This is a genomic window from Actinophytocola sp., assembly GCF_036402745.1.
In the GTDB taxonomy this organism is placed as follows: domain Bacteria; phylum Actinomycetota; class Actinomycetes; order Mycobacteriales; family Pseudonocardiaceae; genus Actinophytocola.
Genome location: NZ_DASWSJ010000174.1, coordinates 1 through 12,121 on the forward strand (window position 1 = coordinate 1; position 12,121 = coordinate 12,121).

General features: G+C 72.5%; 10 protein-coding genes, 1 other RNA gene and 1 pseudogene. 6 read left to right on the forward strand and 6 right to left on the reverse strand.

Annotated features, from left to right (window positions below):
- The first annotated feature begins 358 nt into the window (after window positions 1-358).
- Window positions 359-922: a hypothetical protein gene (locus VGD70_RS17200; protein ID WP_331082481.1), complete on the forward strand. Its 564-nt coding sequence runs from the start codon at window positions 359-361 to the stop codon at window positions 920-922.
- A 48-nt stretch (window positions 923-970) separates the two neighbouring features.
- On the opposite strand, the gene VGD70_RS17205 is transcribed toward VGD70_RS17200, so the two are convergent.
- The 5 genes from VGD70_RS17205 to ffs all read right to left on the reverse strand — a co-directional run bounded on the left by VGD70_RS17205 (window position 971) and on the right by ffs (window position 6,766).
- Window positions 971-2,470 carry an ArnT family glycosyltransferase gene (locus tag VGD70_RS17205; RefSeq protein ID WP_331082482.1) on the reverse strand — a complete coding sequence of 500 codons (1,500 nt, stop codon included), beginning with the start codon at window positions 2,468-2,470 and terminating at the stop codon, window positions 971-973.
- Between the two features lie 50 nt (window positions 2,471-2,520).
- Window positions 2,521-2,967, reverse strand: a complete 447-nt coding sequence (locus VGD70_RS17210; protein ID WP_331082483.1) for an NUDIX hydrolase — start codon at window positions 2,965-2,967, stop codon at window positions 2,521-2,523.
- Between the two features lie 271 nt (window positions 2,968-3,238).
- Window positions 3,239-4,267 carry an alpha/beta hydrolase gene (locus VGD70_RS17215; RefSeq protein ID WP_331082484.1) on the reverse strand — a complete coding sequence of 343 codons (1,029 nt, stop codon included), beginning with the start codon at window positions 4,265-4,267 and terminating at the stop codon, window positions 3,239-3,241.
- Window positions 4,268-4,313: 46 nt separating this feature from the next.
- A complete protein-coding gene (locus tag VGD70_RS17220; protein ID WP_331082485.1) occupies window positions 4,314-6,497 on the reverse strand; it encodes a terpene synthase family protein in 2,184 nt (727 codons plus the stop codon).
- A gap of 172 nt (window positions 6,498-6,669) precedes the next feature.
- An RNA gene (gene ffs / locus VGD70_RS17225) (signal recognition particle sRNA small type) lies at window positions 6,670-6,766 on the reverse strand.
- Between the two features lie 74 nt (window positions 6,767-6,840).
- Here ffs and VGD70_RS17230 point away from each other — a divergent pair.
- Window positions 6,841-9,045 (forward strand): DNA polymerase III subunit gamma and tau, encoded by a 2,205-nt coding sequence (locus VGD70_RS17230; RefSeq protein ID WP_331082486.1) that lies wholly within the window; start codon window positions 6,841-6,843, stop codon window positions 9,043-9,045.
- A 12-nt stretch (window positions 9,046-9,057) separates the two neighbouring features.
- Here the strand turns inward: VGD70_RS17230 and VGD70_RS17235 are convergent, their stop codons facing one another.
- The gene (locus VGD70_RS17235) at window positions 9,058-9,897 is read right to left on the reverse strand and encodes an N-acetylmuramoyl-L-alanine amidase (protein WP_414637984.1); all 840 of its coding nucleotides are present in this window, start codon (window positions 9,895-9,897) and stop codon (window positions 9,058-9,060) included.
- A gap of 111 nt (window positions 9,898-10,008) precedes the next feature.
- Between VGD70_RS17235 and VGD70_RS17240 the strand changes: the two genes are divergently transcribed.
- The 4 genes and pseudogenes from VGD70_RS17240 to VGD70_RS17255 all read left to right on the forward strand — a co-directional run.
- Window positions 10,009-10,317 (forward strand): YbaB/EbfC family nucleoid-associated protein, encoded by a 309-nt coding sequence (locus tag VGD70_RS17240; protein ID WP_331082490.1) that lies wholly within the window; start codon window positions 10,009-10,011, stop codon window positions 10,315-10,317.
- Between the two features lie 9 nt (window positions 10,318-10,326).
- Window positions 10,327-10,923, forward strand: a complete 597-nt coding sequence (recR, locus tag VGD70_RS17245; protein ID WP_331082488.1) for a recombination mediator RecR — start codon at window positions 10,327-10,329, stop codon at window positions 10,921-10,923.
- On the forward strand, window positions 10,920-11,432 hold the full coding sequence (locus tag VGD70_RS17250) for a uridine kinase family protein (protein WP_331082489.1): 513 nt from the start codon (window positions 10,920-10,922) through the stop codon (window positions 11,430-11,432). The genes recR and VGD70_RS17250 overlap by 4 nt, the downstream gene beginning before the upstream one ends.
- A gap of 244 nt (window positions 11,433-11,676) precedes the next feature.
- Window positions 11,677-12,121, forward strand: a pseudogene (locus VGD70_RS17255) (ABC transporter permease); the annotation flags it as partial.

The window sequence follows — 12,121 nt, forward strand, 5'->3', positions numbered from 1 at the left end:
AACGTCCAGGTAATCGCGTCATGGGAGCTCCTCGGAACACCGGCTGAGTTGGCCCAGTGTCACCGGAAGCGCTGACAGACCCGTCAAACCAGACTTACGACAGCTTTCGGCCTCCGGCGGTGGCCGTGATCATCGGCGCGGTGGGTGGCCGCCTCCGGGGACCGCGGAGGCGATCGGGAAGTCTCCGTGGCGAGCACCCGCCGCCGCCCCGATCCGCGACACCAGGTCCGGCGGCCCGGACCTCCCCGCACCGAGGCGGTTGTCCCTGGATCCCGTGCCTGCCAACGGGACCGTTCCGCGGCGGCGTTGAGCGACGCCACGGTCCGGGCGTCGGGTGTGGCCTGACATGATCCGGTGCGTGGACGAGCTGCCCCGAGTCCCGACCGCCGTCGATCTGCACTGGTTGGCGATGGTGGCGGCGCGCGGCCACACCACCGAGACAGACCTGCTCGGGGCGCTGCTGCTCTCCGCCGTCCGCGCCGACGCCGACGTCCTGCCCAGCGCCGAACGGCTCCTCGCCGATGCCGAGCCGCGACTGTGGCTCTCGCTCGACCGGTCGATCCGCCGGGCCTGGGACCGCGCCCCCGACTGGTCCGCCACCGTCGCCGGCCGGCTCGAGGACCGGACCGACGCCACGCCGCTCGAGCTCGTCCTCGCCGCCTGCCATCCCGACGGGCGCGTGCGCGAGGTGGCCGTCGGGCGGCTGGCCGAGCTGCGCCACCAGCTCGGGCCGCCCGTCCTCGCGCTCCGGGCCGCCGACTGGGTGCCCGAGGTCCGCGACCTCGCCCGCCGCGCCTGCGAGCGGCTCCTCGGCACCGGCCGCGGCACCGCCGCGCTCGCCCCGGTGGCCAGAGCCCTGCGCGACCGCCGCGACGGCGGCTGGCTCGCCGCCCGGCTCACCGGCGCGGATACCCCGCGGTGAGTGATCTACGGGCGACGACTCGAGACCACCGCGATGTGCCAGGGCCGCTCAGTAGTAGTGGCGCACGTCCGGCCAGAGCTGCGACCAGGGCCGCGCAGGGCCGGTGCAGAGCGCGACGTTGGTGCCCTGCTCCTGGTTCTCGAGGTCCATCCCGTTGTCGTTCTCGGTGACCTGCTCGCAGCCGTCGAAGAGGTCGCCGACGGTGGCCAGGTCGATCTCGCCGACCAGCACGACCGGGCCGGTCAGGTCGTCGGCGGGCGGGCCCCAGTCGGCGAAGGACATGTGTCCGGAGAACGGCGCGGGCAGCCCGAAGTCGCCGCGGTACTCCTCGATGGCGCCGGCCTGGCCGTAGTTGCTGGTGAGGATCACGGCGCGATCCTGGTCGGCGGCGGGGATGTCGTCCCAGACCCCGGCGACGGTGGCGGTGAGCTCGTGCCAGCCGACCTGCTCGCCCTGCTCGGCGTTCATGGCCATGGCGGGCCCGAGCGCGCTGACCGGCAGGACGGGGAGGCCGACGATCGCGTTGATGGCGACGCCGACGACCGCGAGGCCGGTCGCGATCGCGCGGTGGCGGGTGATCCAGCGCAGGGCCGGCTCGGCGCCGGCCGCGGTGAGCAGCACCAGCAGCGGGACCGAGTAGTAGGGCTTGCCGCCGAGGATCAGCAGGATGACGCAGAGGATCGGGTAGCTGAGCGCGAGGGCGCGGGCCCAGCGCACGGCGGGGTCGCGCCAGAGCCGGACGATGCCGGCGATCCACACGGGCACGAGTACCGGTGAGACATAGACGATCTGCATGGGGACGAACAGCAGGCGGTTCTCGGCGCCGTCGTCCGCGCTGATGCCGCTGGCGACGGTGAGCAGCGGCCAGTCGTGTGCGGCCTGCCAGACGAGGATGGGCGCGGCGACGACGAGCCCGACCCCGATGCCGGCGGCGAGCCACCAGGTGCGCAGGACCTGCCGCGGCCCGGTGACCAGCAGCGCGACGCCGAGCGCGAGGACGAGGAGCAGGACGAGCCACTTGTTGGCCATCCCGACGCCGACCGCCGCGCCGATGGCGAGCCACCAGCGGCCGTCGCCCATGCGGAGGAGCTTCAGCGCGAAGAGGCCGATGAGCGCCCAGAGCAGCATGTCGAGGGTGGTGGTGGCGAGCAGGTGCGACACCACGAGGACGAACGAGGACAGCGCGCAGGCCGCGGCCGCGAAGACCTGGCCGGCCTTGCCGCTGCCGAGCTCCCGCGCGACGAGCGCCACGACGACGACCATGGCGGCGCCGATGAGCGTGGCGATGACCCGCAGGCCCATCGGGGTTTCGCCGAAGATCGCCGTCGAGAGCTTGGCCAGCAGCGGGGTGATCGGCGGCTGGTCGACGTAGCCCCAGGCGGGCCGGTCGCCGGCGGCCAGGAAGTACAGCTCGTCCCGGTGGAACCCGTAGCGCCCGGACAGTGCCGTGAGCACCGCGACCTGAACCGCCACGACGATGCCCACGGCGCCGGTGGCCAAGCGCGGTCTGGACGCCGGCGCCTCCTCTGTCACAGCAACGTCCACCACGACGGGCCTCCTGTCCACTATGGACCCTCACCCGATTGGGCGACCGGATCCTAGCGGTCCGGCCAGTGTCCATGGCGGCCGTAGGACAAGCCGTGACGGTAAAGATCGACACCTGTGACGGTGTAGCCGACGGTGTTGGCGGGTAAGGATTCCAGCGGATACCAAGCGATACCGCCGCATTTGTGCGGCTCGGCGTTGCGCGGCTCGCCGGCCCAGCTGTCCGTGGCCTCGAAGAAGAACCCGAGCCGAGCCTCCTCCCCAGCCACCCGATGATGCACCACGGCGACGAGCCGTAACTGCCCGTCGTCGAGGTTGAGGCCGACTTCTTCTTTGGCCTCCCGCGCCATCGCCGCGGCGAGATCCTCGCCCGGCTCGACCTTGCCGCTGGGCAGATTCCACAGCCCGTCGGCGTACCCGGTGTTCTCCCGGAGGGCGAGGAGAACCCGCCCGTCGCGCACGAGCAGGAGGAAGACGTCGGCAAAGGTCCGGAACTCCACCCGTCGAACGCTATCTCCCGCCACCGACACATCCGCACCCCAGCGCGACTGCGCTCGCGCGCGCGATGCAGCCCCCACCCTCTCCGGGGGCACCCCGTGCTTCCAGTTTACCGGGAATAGGGCCTGGTCAAAGGGTCGGCCGGAGCCTGTGGACAACTTCGGGTCGCGAGTGGAGAGTTGGTTCGGCGGGCGGTCGGTGCGGTGTCGCGCAGGTCGTCCGAGGCGCGTGGTCGCCGGGCGTTTGCCGAGTTGCCGGTCGGTCGGCTCGACGTCAGGCCATGCGTTCGCAGAGCCAGGCGAGCGCGAGGGGGTAGCGGTACTCGATGGCGCCGTGCTTGGCGTCGAAGAGTTCGAAGTGGACGGTGTCGTCGGCCACGCCGGCCGCGGCGATCGCCCGGCGGAACGCCACCGCGCCGAAGTCGAGGTAGTACTCGTCCCGGGTGCCGGCGTCGATCCAGATCGCCCGCTGCGACCGGATGGCCTCGGCGTAGTCCGGCTTCGCGGGCATCAGCACCGGGTCCCACGCGAGCCAGTGCGCCCACACCTCCGGCACCACCGCACCGGTGTCGTCGAACGGGATCGAGACCGAGCCGTCCGGGTTGCCGGAGTAGGCCGCGGCGTAGCCGTACGTCTCGATGAGGTCCATGTCGCTGTCCTTGGTGCCGTGCAGGCGCCCGGCCAGGTCGGCGCGGAAGGCGTCGTAGGACCCGTCGTACTCGTCGCGGAGCGTGCGGGCGAGCTCGCGGAAGTCGGGCTGGTAGCAGACCTCGAACAAGCTGTCGCCCGCGTGCGTGGCGAGGGCGCCGAACAGGTCGGGGCGCAGCATCGGGGTGATCATGGCGCCGTAGCCGCCGCTGGACTTGCCGGCGATGGCGCGGTGGTCGCGGTCGGCGAGCGTGCGGTAGCGGGCGTCGACCCAGGCGACGACCTCGTCGCAGAGATAGGAGTGGTAACGCCCGGTGGCGGGGGAGTCGAGGAACTGGCTGCCGCCGACCGAGGTCCACGCGTCGACGTAGACCACGATGGCCGGCGGCACGTCCCCGGTGGCGAACACCTCGTCGGCGAGCTCGGGGAACGGCCGGCGGAACGGCGCGCGGTTGAACCACATGGAGACGTGCCCGGTGTAGCCCTGGATCGTGTAGACGACGGGATAGCGCCGGTCCGAGTCGTCGTAGCCGGGCGGGAGATACACGTGGATGGGACGCTCGTGCGGGTCGCCGAGCGGGTTGTCACGCAGCAGCTCACTGGTGACGACACCCTGCTCGATCCGGCCGGCCAGCTCCGCGGACCAAGGCAGCATGACCCAACCCTAGGTGATCATCGCCCATCCGTCGCCGGCATTCCCCTCAGCCGCTGACCGGCAGCAGGCGGGCCAGGTGCGCCGCCGAGGTGCCCAGCCCGGACGGGGTGCCGAACCGGGGTGCCGGGTACCTCAGCACGGCGTCCTCGTACCGGTGACAGCCCTCGTGCCAGTGGAGAATTCCCGCCATCCAGTCCTTCAGCGAGTCCACGTAGTCCCGCAGCGACTCGGCGACCGGCGGCTCCAGCGAGTCCAGGAGCATCGGGAAATCCTCGGCGAGGACGTGCTCGAACTGCTTCATCCGCGACGTGACGAGGTCCACCACGACCGGCAGCGCGGTGGCCGTGTCGACGTTCAGGAAGTTGCGCACCACGAGCACGCAGTTGTGCAGCTCGCCCTCGAACTCGATCTCCTTGCGGTAGGAGAACACGTCGTTGACGAGGCACCCGTAGTCCATCGCCGCGTTCTCCAGCGCCTGCACCGGCCGGGACCGGTACACCGGCTCGGGCACCGCGTCGTGGGCGAGCCTCGCCAGCGCCTTCGTGAGGTCCGAGCCGAACGTCTGCCGGCGCATCTCGAGGTAGTCCACCGGGTCCGGGATCCGGTTGTGCCGATGGTTGTCCAGCTCCCAGAGCCACGCGTCCAGCATGTGCTCGATCGCCTCGCGGAACGCCTGCCGCGCGGGCACCCCCATCGGCTCGACGGTCCGCAGCCAGACGTCGAGCAGGCTGCGTTCCAGCGCGTTCGCCGGCACGATCGGCGCCGGGCCGTCCACGGGCATCAGCTGCTTGAGCCGCTCGTTGCTCGCCCTGGCCCCGGCGACGTCCCCGCGACCGAACAGCATGGGGTAGTAGTCGTCGCCGTAGGTGCCCCACGTCAGCCACCTCGACGAGATGTCCAGCTGTGGCGCGCTCGCCGCCGGGTGGATGCCCGCCGCGCACAGCGGCAGGTCGATGTCGCGCAGGGTCCGCTCGGTCCACACGCCCTCGTCGAGGATGCCCATCGACCGGGCCCACGCCACGACGTTCTCCCGGGCCGAGGGCAGGTGCTCGCTCAACCGCACCGCGAACGGCATGTACAGCGCCGGCCGCTCGAGCACCCCGACGTGCTCGTACGGCACGTGCCGAAACGCCCGCATCCGTTGCGGCATCGTCGACATCACCGACGCGCCGATCCGCGCCGCCGACGTCCCGAGCCCCGACGGGCCGCCGAGCACGCCGCCGCCCGGGTCCGCCTGCTTGTTCATGTACCGGCTCGACCGCAGGTGCCATTCGTGCCCGCCGGACTGCCAGTCCTGCAGCCCCTTGACGTAGGCGGCCACCCCGAGCCGCGCCGCCGGGTCGATGCCGTGCTCCTCGAACAGCGGCGGCACCTCGGTCAGCGCGGTGTGCTCGAACTGGTGCAACCGCGAGGTCAGCAGGTCGTTCACGGCGTCCGCGGCCTCCTGGGTGGGCATGCCCAGGAACCGCTCGAACACCAGCACGCCGTTGGAGAGCTCTCCCTCGTCGAGCACCTCGCGCTCGTAGGAGAACAGGTCGTTGCGCAGGTGCACCCCGTCGGCGAAGGTGTCCCGCAGCACCCGCATCGGCCGGGACGCGGCGATCCCGGCGGGCACCTCGGCGCCGGTGACGTGCTCGATCAGGTTCGCCGACCACGGCGCGCCACCCACCTTGCGGCGCATCTCGATGTACTCGATGGGGTTCGCCACCCGGCCCTCGTTGATGTTGGCGAGCTCCCACAGCGACTCGTCGAGCAGGTTCTGCGTGCTCTGCGCGAACCGCTGCCGGAAGTCCCGCGAGTGCGCCGGGACCGTCCGCGTCCACAGGTCGGCGAGGCCGCGCTCCACCGGGTTCTCCGGTGTCTCGGTGATCTCGCCGCTCACCGGCATGAACGCGGCCAGCCGGTCGAGGTAGGCGCGGGCGCCGGCCAGGTCGCCGGTTCGCTTGTACAGCTCCAGGAAGTGGTCGTCGAAGTAGAAGACCCAGACGTACCAGTCGGTGACGAGGTCGAGGTCCGGCGCGGTCGCGTCCGGGTGGGTGTAGGCGCACAGGAGCGCGTAGTCGTGTGAGTCGAAGTCGTGCTCGGCCCAGATCGGCGTGCCGTGCTGCGGGACGTCGATCATGTCCATCCCGTACGCCCACGCCTTGCTGTGCTCGCGTGCCTGCTCGAGGTTCGGGTTCAACCGGGCCGGGTAGGGGAGGTAGAACTCGGGAAGCTCGAACGGCTGCATCGCGCACCCTTTCCACCTGGTGAGGACCCGACTAGCAGGCAACCAGGGGGTGGCCGGCCCGGCCAATACCTCCGGCCGGGGAGCACTCGTTCGATACGGACCGATGACCCGACCAGACCAGCGTGGCCTACTGACGGTCGGCTCGACCGGTCGACGTGGACGGGGTTCGGACACAAAAGGGACCCCACGCACCCGTCAGAGCCCGCTTATCCTTGCTGCCTTCCGGCCCTGGGGAGGTTCACGAGATGAACGCCGCATGGGGTCCTCAGCCATTGTAGCCATCCGGGCGGCGGCCCGCCGTGGGTGGCCGGGCTGTCGGGGGTGGCGGGTATGGTCACGTGCCGTGGCGCTCGCCCTCTATCGCAAGTACCGTCCGGCTACCTTTGCCGAGGTCGTCGGCCAGGAACACGTCACCGAACCGTTGCGGGTCGCGCTGACCGCCAAGCGGATCAACCACGCCTACCTGTTCTCCGGCCCCCGGGGCTGCGGCAAGACCTCCAGCGCGCGGATCCTGGCCCGCTCGCTCAACTGCGAGCAGGGCCCCACGGCCGAGCCCTGCGGCGTGTGCGACTCGTGCATCTCGCTCGCGCCGGAGGGGCCGGGCAACGTCGACGTCGTCGAGCTCGACGCGGCCAGCCACGGTGGCGTCGACGACGCCCGCGAGCTGCGTGACCGCGCCTTCTACGCGCCCGCCTCGTCGCGGTACCGGGTGTTCATCATCGACGAGGCGCACATGGTCACCACGCAGGGCTTCAACGCCCTGCTCAAGATCGTCGAGGAGCCGCCGGAGCACCTCGTCTTCATCTTCGCCACCACCGAGCCGGACAAGGTGCTGCCCACCATCCGCTCGCGCACGCACCACTATCCCTTCCGGCTCATCCCGCCGGGCGCCATGCGTGAGCTGCTGGAGCGCAACGTCGCCGACGAGGGCGCCACCGTGGCGCCGGCGGTGTTCCCGCTGGTCATCCGCGCCGGCGGCGGTTCCGCGCGCGACACCCAGTCGGTGCTCGACCAGCTGCTGGCCGGCGCCGGGCCCGAGGGCGTCACCTACGAGCGCGCGGTCGCGCTGCTCGGCGTCACCGACGTCGCGCTCATCGACGACATGGTCGACGGCCTCGCCGCGGGCGACGCCGCCGCCGTCTACGGCACGGTCGACCGCCTGGTCGAGGCCGGCCACGACCCCCGGCGCTTCGCCTCCGACCTGCTCGACCGGCTGCGTGACCTCGTGCTGCTGCGTGCGGTGCCGGACGCGGGGGCGCGCGGGCTCGTCACCACGCCGGCCGACGAGCTGAGCAAGATGATCGCGCAGGTCGAGCACCTCGGCCCGGCCACGCTCACGCGCTTCGCCGAGATCGTGCACACCGGCCTGGTGGACATGCGCGGCGCCACCGCGCCCCGACTGGTGCTCGAGCTGCTGTGCGCCCGGATGCTGCTGCCCGGCGCGGTGCCCACGGACGCCGCCGCCGACTCGGCCGTGTTGCAGCGGTTGGAGCGGATCGAGCGCCGGGTCACGGTGTCCGGTGCCGAGCCGGCCGCCGCGCCGCCGGCAAGGCCGGCTCCCGCTCGCGCCGCCGCGCCTGCCGCGGGTGGGGCTGGTTCGGTTGGCGCTGCAGGCGGTGGGCCCGCGGGGCCGGCCGCTTCCGCCACACCGGATGACGGCGGCTCGGCCGGCGGCAGGTCGACCGGCTCTGCTGGCGCCGGCTCGGCTCGCTCGGGTGGCGCCGGGTCCGGTGCCGGCTCGTCGGCGAATGGTGCATCGGCCGCGCCCGCCGCGTCGGCTGCGGCCGCGGGTCCGGCCGAGGCACCCTCCGCGTCCTCCGGCTCCTGGCCGACGCCGGCCGCCTCCGGCTCCTCGTCGAGCCCGCCCGCCGACGCCTGGCCGACACCAACGCAGTCCGGCCCGCCCGCCGTCACCACCCCGGCCGCCGAGGCCGCGGGCGAGCCGGCCGCGCAAGGCAGTCCGGCCGCGCAAGGCAGTGTCGACGGCAGTGTCGACGCGGCGGGGATCCGAAGGCTGTGGTCGGAGCTGCTGGCCGAGGTCCGCAAGGTCAGCCGCAGCACCGAGGCCATGCTCACCAACGCGAGCGTGCAGTCCGTCGAGGGCGACACGGTCACCATCGGGCACATCGCGGCGCCGCTGGCCCGCCGGCTCGCCGAGAGCCGCAACGTCGACGCGGTCGCGAAGGCCCTGGAGGCCGTGTTCGGCGGGAAGTGGCACGTCCGCTGCGTGCACGCCGAGCAGGGCGGCGGCCCCGGCGCGGCCGCCGCGCCCAAGCCGGCGAAGGCCGAGCCGCCCACCTACCAGCGCCCGACCCAGTCGGCCGCCCAGCCGCCGGCCCCCGCCGCGCCGCCGCCGGCCCCACCCCGCGAGCCCGACCCGCCTGCCCGCCCGGCCCAGGCCGACGAGCTCCCGCCCCCGCCGGAGCCCCCGGACGAGGAGGACCTCTACGACGCCGGCCCCGCGCCGGACGTGGCGCCCCCCAACCCGGAGGCCGACATGGTCAAGCTCCTCACCGACAAGCTGGGTGCCCGCCCCCTCGACCGCTGACCGGCCGGCGGGTCAGGCCAAGTAGGCCAGGATGCCCGCCGCGATCGCCTTCGCGTACGACTGCTGGCCCGTCGCCGATGAGAAGGCCGCCGCCTCCGTCGCGTTGCGCATGTTGCCGCACTCCACCAGCACCGCCGGGCGGGTCGACAGGTTCAGCCCGGCCAGGTCGGCGCGGGGGGACAGGCCCTGCGCGCCGATGTAGGTCGACAGCGGGAACCCGGCCGCCCGCATGCCGTCCCGCACCGTCCGGGCCAGGCGCAGGGACGGCTCACCTTGCTGCGCGTTCAGCGGCGGCGCCGAGTACGCCACGTGGAAACCGCGCGCCGACGCGTTGGTCGAGCCGTCCGCGTGGATCGAGACCACGGCCGCCGCGTCGGCGTTGTTGCCCGCGGCCGCGCGGGCGTCGACGCATGGCCCCACCCCGGTGTCGTTCGGCCGGGTGAGCACCACCTTCACCCCGCGTGCCACGAGGATGTCGCGTACCCGCAGCGCCACCGACCAGGTGAACGCGTGCTCCGGGAACCCCGCGTTCGTGGCCGTTCCGGTGGTGTTGCACGGCTTCGTCCTCCCGCGCCCGGCGGGCACCTGCCGGTTGATCGCCGCGGGGTTGGCCGCGTTGCCGCCGTTGTGGCCCGGGTCGAGGACGACCACCCCGGACACCGGCGACGCGGGCCGGGTCGCGGTCACGGTCGCGCGCGGCGTCGCCGGGGTGGAGGCGGGAGCCGGTGGCGGCGTCGTGACCGAGGAGGGCGGCGGCGCGACCGAAGAGGAGGACGGGGGCGGGACCGGCGCGGGAGTCGGTGAGCCGGCCGCAGGTGCGCCGCAGCCGGCCAGCGCCAGCAGGCAGGTCATCACGGCCAGAGGTCTCCGCACGGCGTTCACCTTGCCACAACGCCGGCACGGCTACGCTGGGACACGACACCTAGGAGAGGAGCCGGCGTGCAACCCGGTGGCGTACCCGACATGCAGCAGATCCTGCAGCAGGCCCAGAAGATGCAGGAACAACTGATGTCGGCACAGGAGGAGCTGGCCAACGCCGAGACCACCGGCAGCGCGGGCGGCGGCCTGGTCACCGCGGTGGTCTCCGGCTCCGGCGAGCTGAAGTCGCTGACCATCGACCCGAAGGTGGTCGACCCCGAGGACACCGAGACCCTGGCCGACCTCGTCGTCGCGGCCGTGCGGGACGCCAGCAGCAGCGCGCAGAAGCTCGCCGCCGAGCGCATGGGCGGGCTCACCGGCGGGCTGGGCGGCCTCGGCCTGCCGGGCATGTAGAGAGAGAAGATGTACGAGGGCCCGGTCCAGGACCTGATCGACGAGCTCGGGCGGCTGCCCGGCATCGGTCCCAAGAGCGCGCAGCGCATCGCCTTCCACCTGCTCGGCGCCGACCCGGCCGACATCGCCCGGCTGCAGCAGGCGCTGCAGCGGGTCAAGGAGGGCGTGGTCTTCTGCGACATCTGCGGCAACGTCTCCGAGCAGGCCACCTGCCGGATCTGCCGCGACGCCCGCCGTGACCTGAGCGCCGTCTGCGTGGTCGAGGAGCCCAAGGACGTCCTGGCCATCGAGCGGACCCGCGAGTTCAAGGGCCGTTACCACGTACTGGGCGGCGCACTGGACCCGCTGTCCGGCATCGGACCCGACCAGCTGCGGATCCGCGAGCTCCTCGCGCGCATCTCGAACGAGGAGGTCACCGAGGTCATCCTCGCCACCGACCCCAACACCGAGGGCGAGGCCACGGCCACCTACCTGATCCGCATGCTCCGCGACTTCCCGGGCCTCACCGTCACCCGGCTGGCCTCGGGCCTGCCGATGGGCGGCGACCTCGAGTTCGCCGACGAGCTCACGCTGGGCCGCGCCCTCTCCGGCCGCCGCACGGTGTGAGGTTCGAGCTCGGGCCACCGCGGCTGGGCCGGGTGCGGCTCGTGGCGATCGACGGCCCGTCGGGCTCGGGCAAGTCCACGCTCGCCGACACCATCGCCGTCGAGCTCCACGCCACGGTGGTGCGCACCGACGACTTCGCCACCTGGGACGACCCCGTCGCGTGGTGGCCCCGCCTCCTGCACGGCGTCCTCGAGCCCCTCGCCGACGGCCGGCCCGGCGGCTACGTCCGTACCGAGTGGACCGGCGGGCACCCGCACCCGGGCGCGACGGTCACGATCACCCCCTCCGAGGTGCTGCTGCTCGAAGGTGTCTCCGCGGGCCGCCGATCGATCAGGCCGCGACTGTCCGCACTCATCTGGTGCGAGGTGGCCGATCGCGCCGAGCGACTGGCCAGGGCCGTCGCCCGGGACGGCGAGGCGCTGCGGGAACCACTCACGGCCTGGCAGGAGTTCGAGGACGGCTGGTTCGCGGTGGACGGGACGAAGGCCGCCGCCGGCTACCGTGCGTGATCATGCCCGGTGAAAAGTGACACAATCTGCGGTGGTGTTCCCGGATCGTAACGTCGCCTGGTTAAACCAGGTGGAGCCCAGGGGCTATGGTCTGCCACCGAGCGGTGAGATCCCGACAAACCTTTGAGGAGTGCGTGATGGCTTACCCGCGATCCGCACGGCCCGGCCCGGCGCGTGTACCCACGCGGCGACGAGCCGGCGTGCGGCCGGCGACCAGTAGCGGGCTGCCCGGCGAGCAGGCCGCATGACGGCTCCGCTCGAAGTCACCGACTCCGCGGCCGGTGCACCTCCTGAGGCCGCGCTCGCCGGACTCGGTGACAAGGCCATCCAGGGTCGCTCGCTCGGTCAGATCGCCTGGATGCGGCTCAAGCGCGACAAGGTCGCCGTCGCCGGCGGCGTGTTCATCGTGCTGCTCATCCTCATCGCCATCAGTGCCCTGCTGGTGGACCGGGTCCTCGGCCTGATCCAGCCCAACGAGTTCCACCAGGACCTGATCAACCAGGAGACGCTCAGCCCGACCGGCACGTTCGGCGGCATGTCGTGGTCCCACCCGCTGGGCGTGGAGCCCGTGAACGGGCGCGACATCCTCACCCGCATCTACGCGGGCTCCTGGATCTCCCTGCTGATCGCGGTCTCGGCCACCCTCCTGTCGGTCACCATCGGCACCGTCATGGGCGTCGTCGCCGGCT

Excerpts from the sequence above, each read along its gene's own strand:
- recR (WP_331082488.1), top strand. The coding sequence starts at position 10,327 with ATGTACGAGGGCCCGGTCCAGGACCTGATCGACGAGCTCGGGCGGCTG.
- VGD70_RS17240 (WP_331082490.1), top strand. The coding sequence starts at position 10,009 with ATGCAGCAGATCCTGCAGCAGGCCCAGAAGATGCAGGAACAACTGATG.
- VGD70_RS17220 (WP_331082485.1), bottom strand. The coding sequence starts at position 6,497 with ATGCAGCCGTTCGAGCTTCCCGAGTTCTACCTCCCCTACCCGGCCCGG.
- VGD70_RS17235 (WP_414637984.1), bottom strand. The coding sequence starts at position 9,897 with ATGACCTGCCTGCTGGCGCTGGCCGGCTGCGGCGCACCTGCGGCCGGC.
- VGD70_RS17215 (WP_331082484.1), bottom strand. The coding sequence starts at position 4,267 with ATGCTGCCTTGGTCCGCGGAGCTGGCCGGCCGGATCGAGCAGGGTGTC.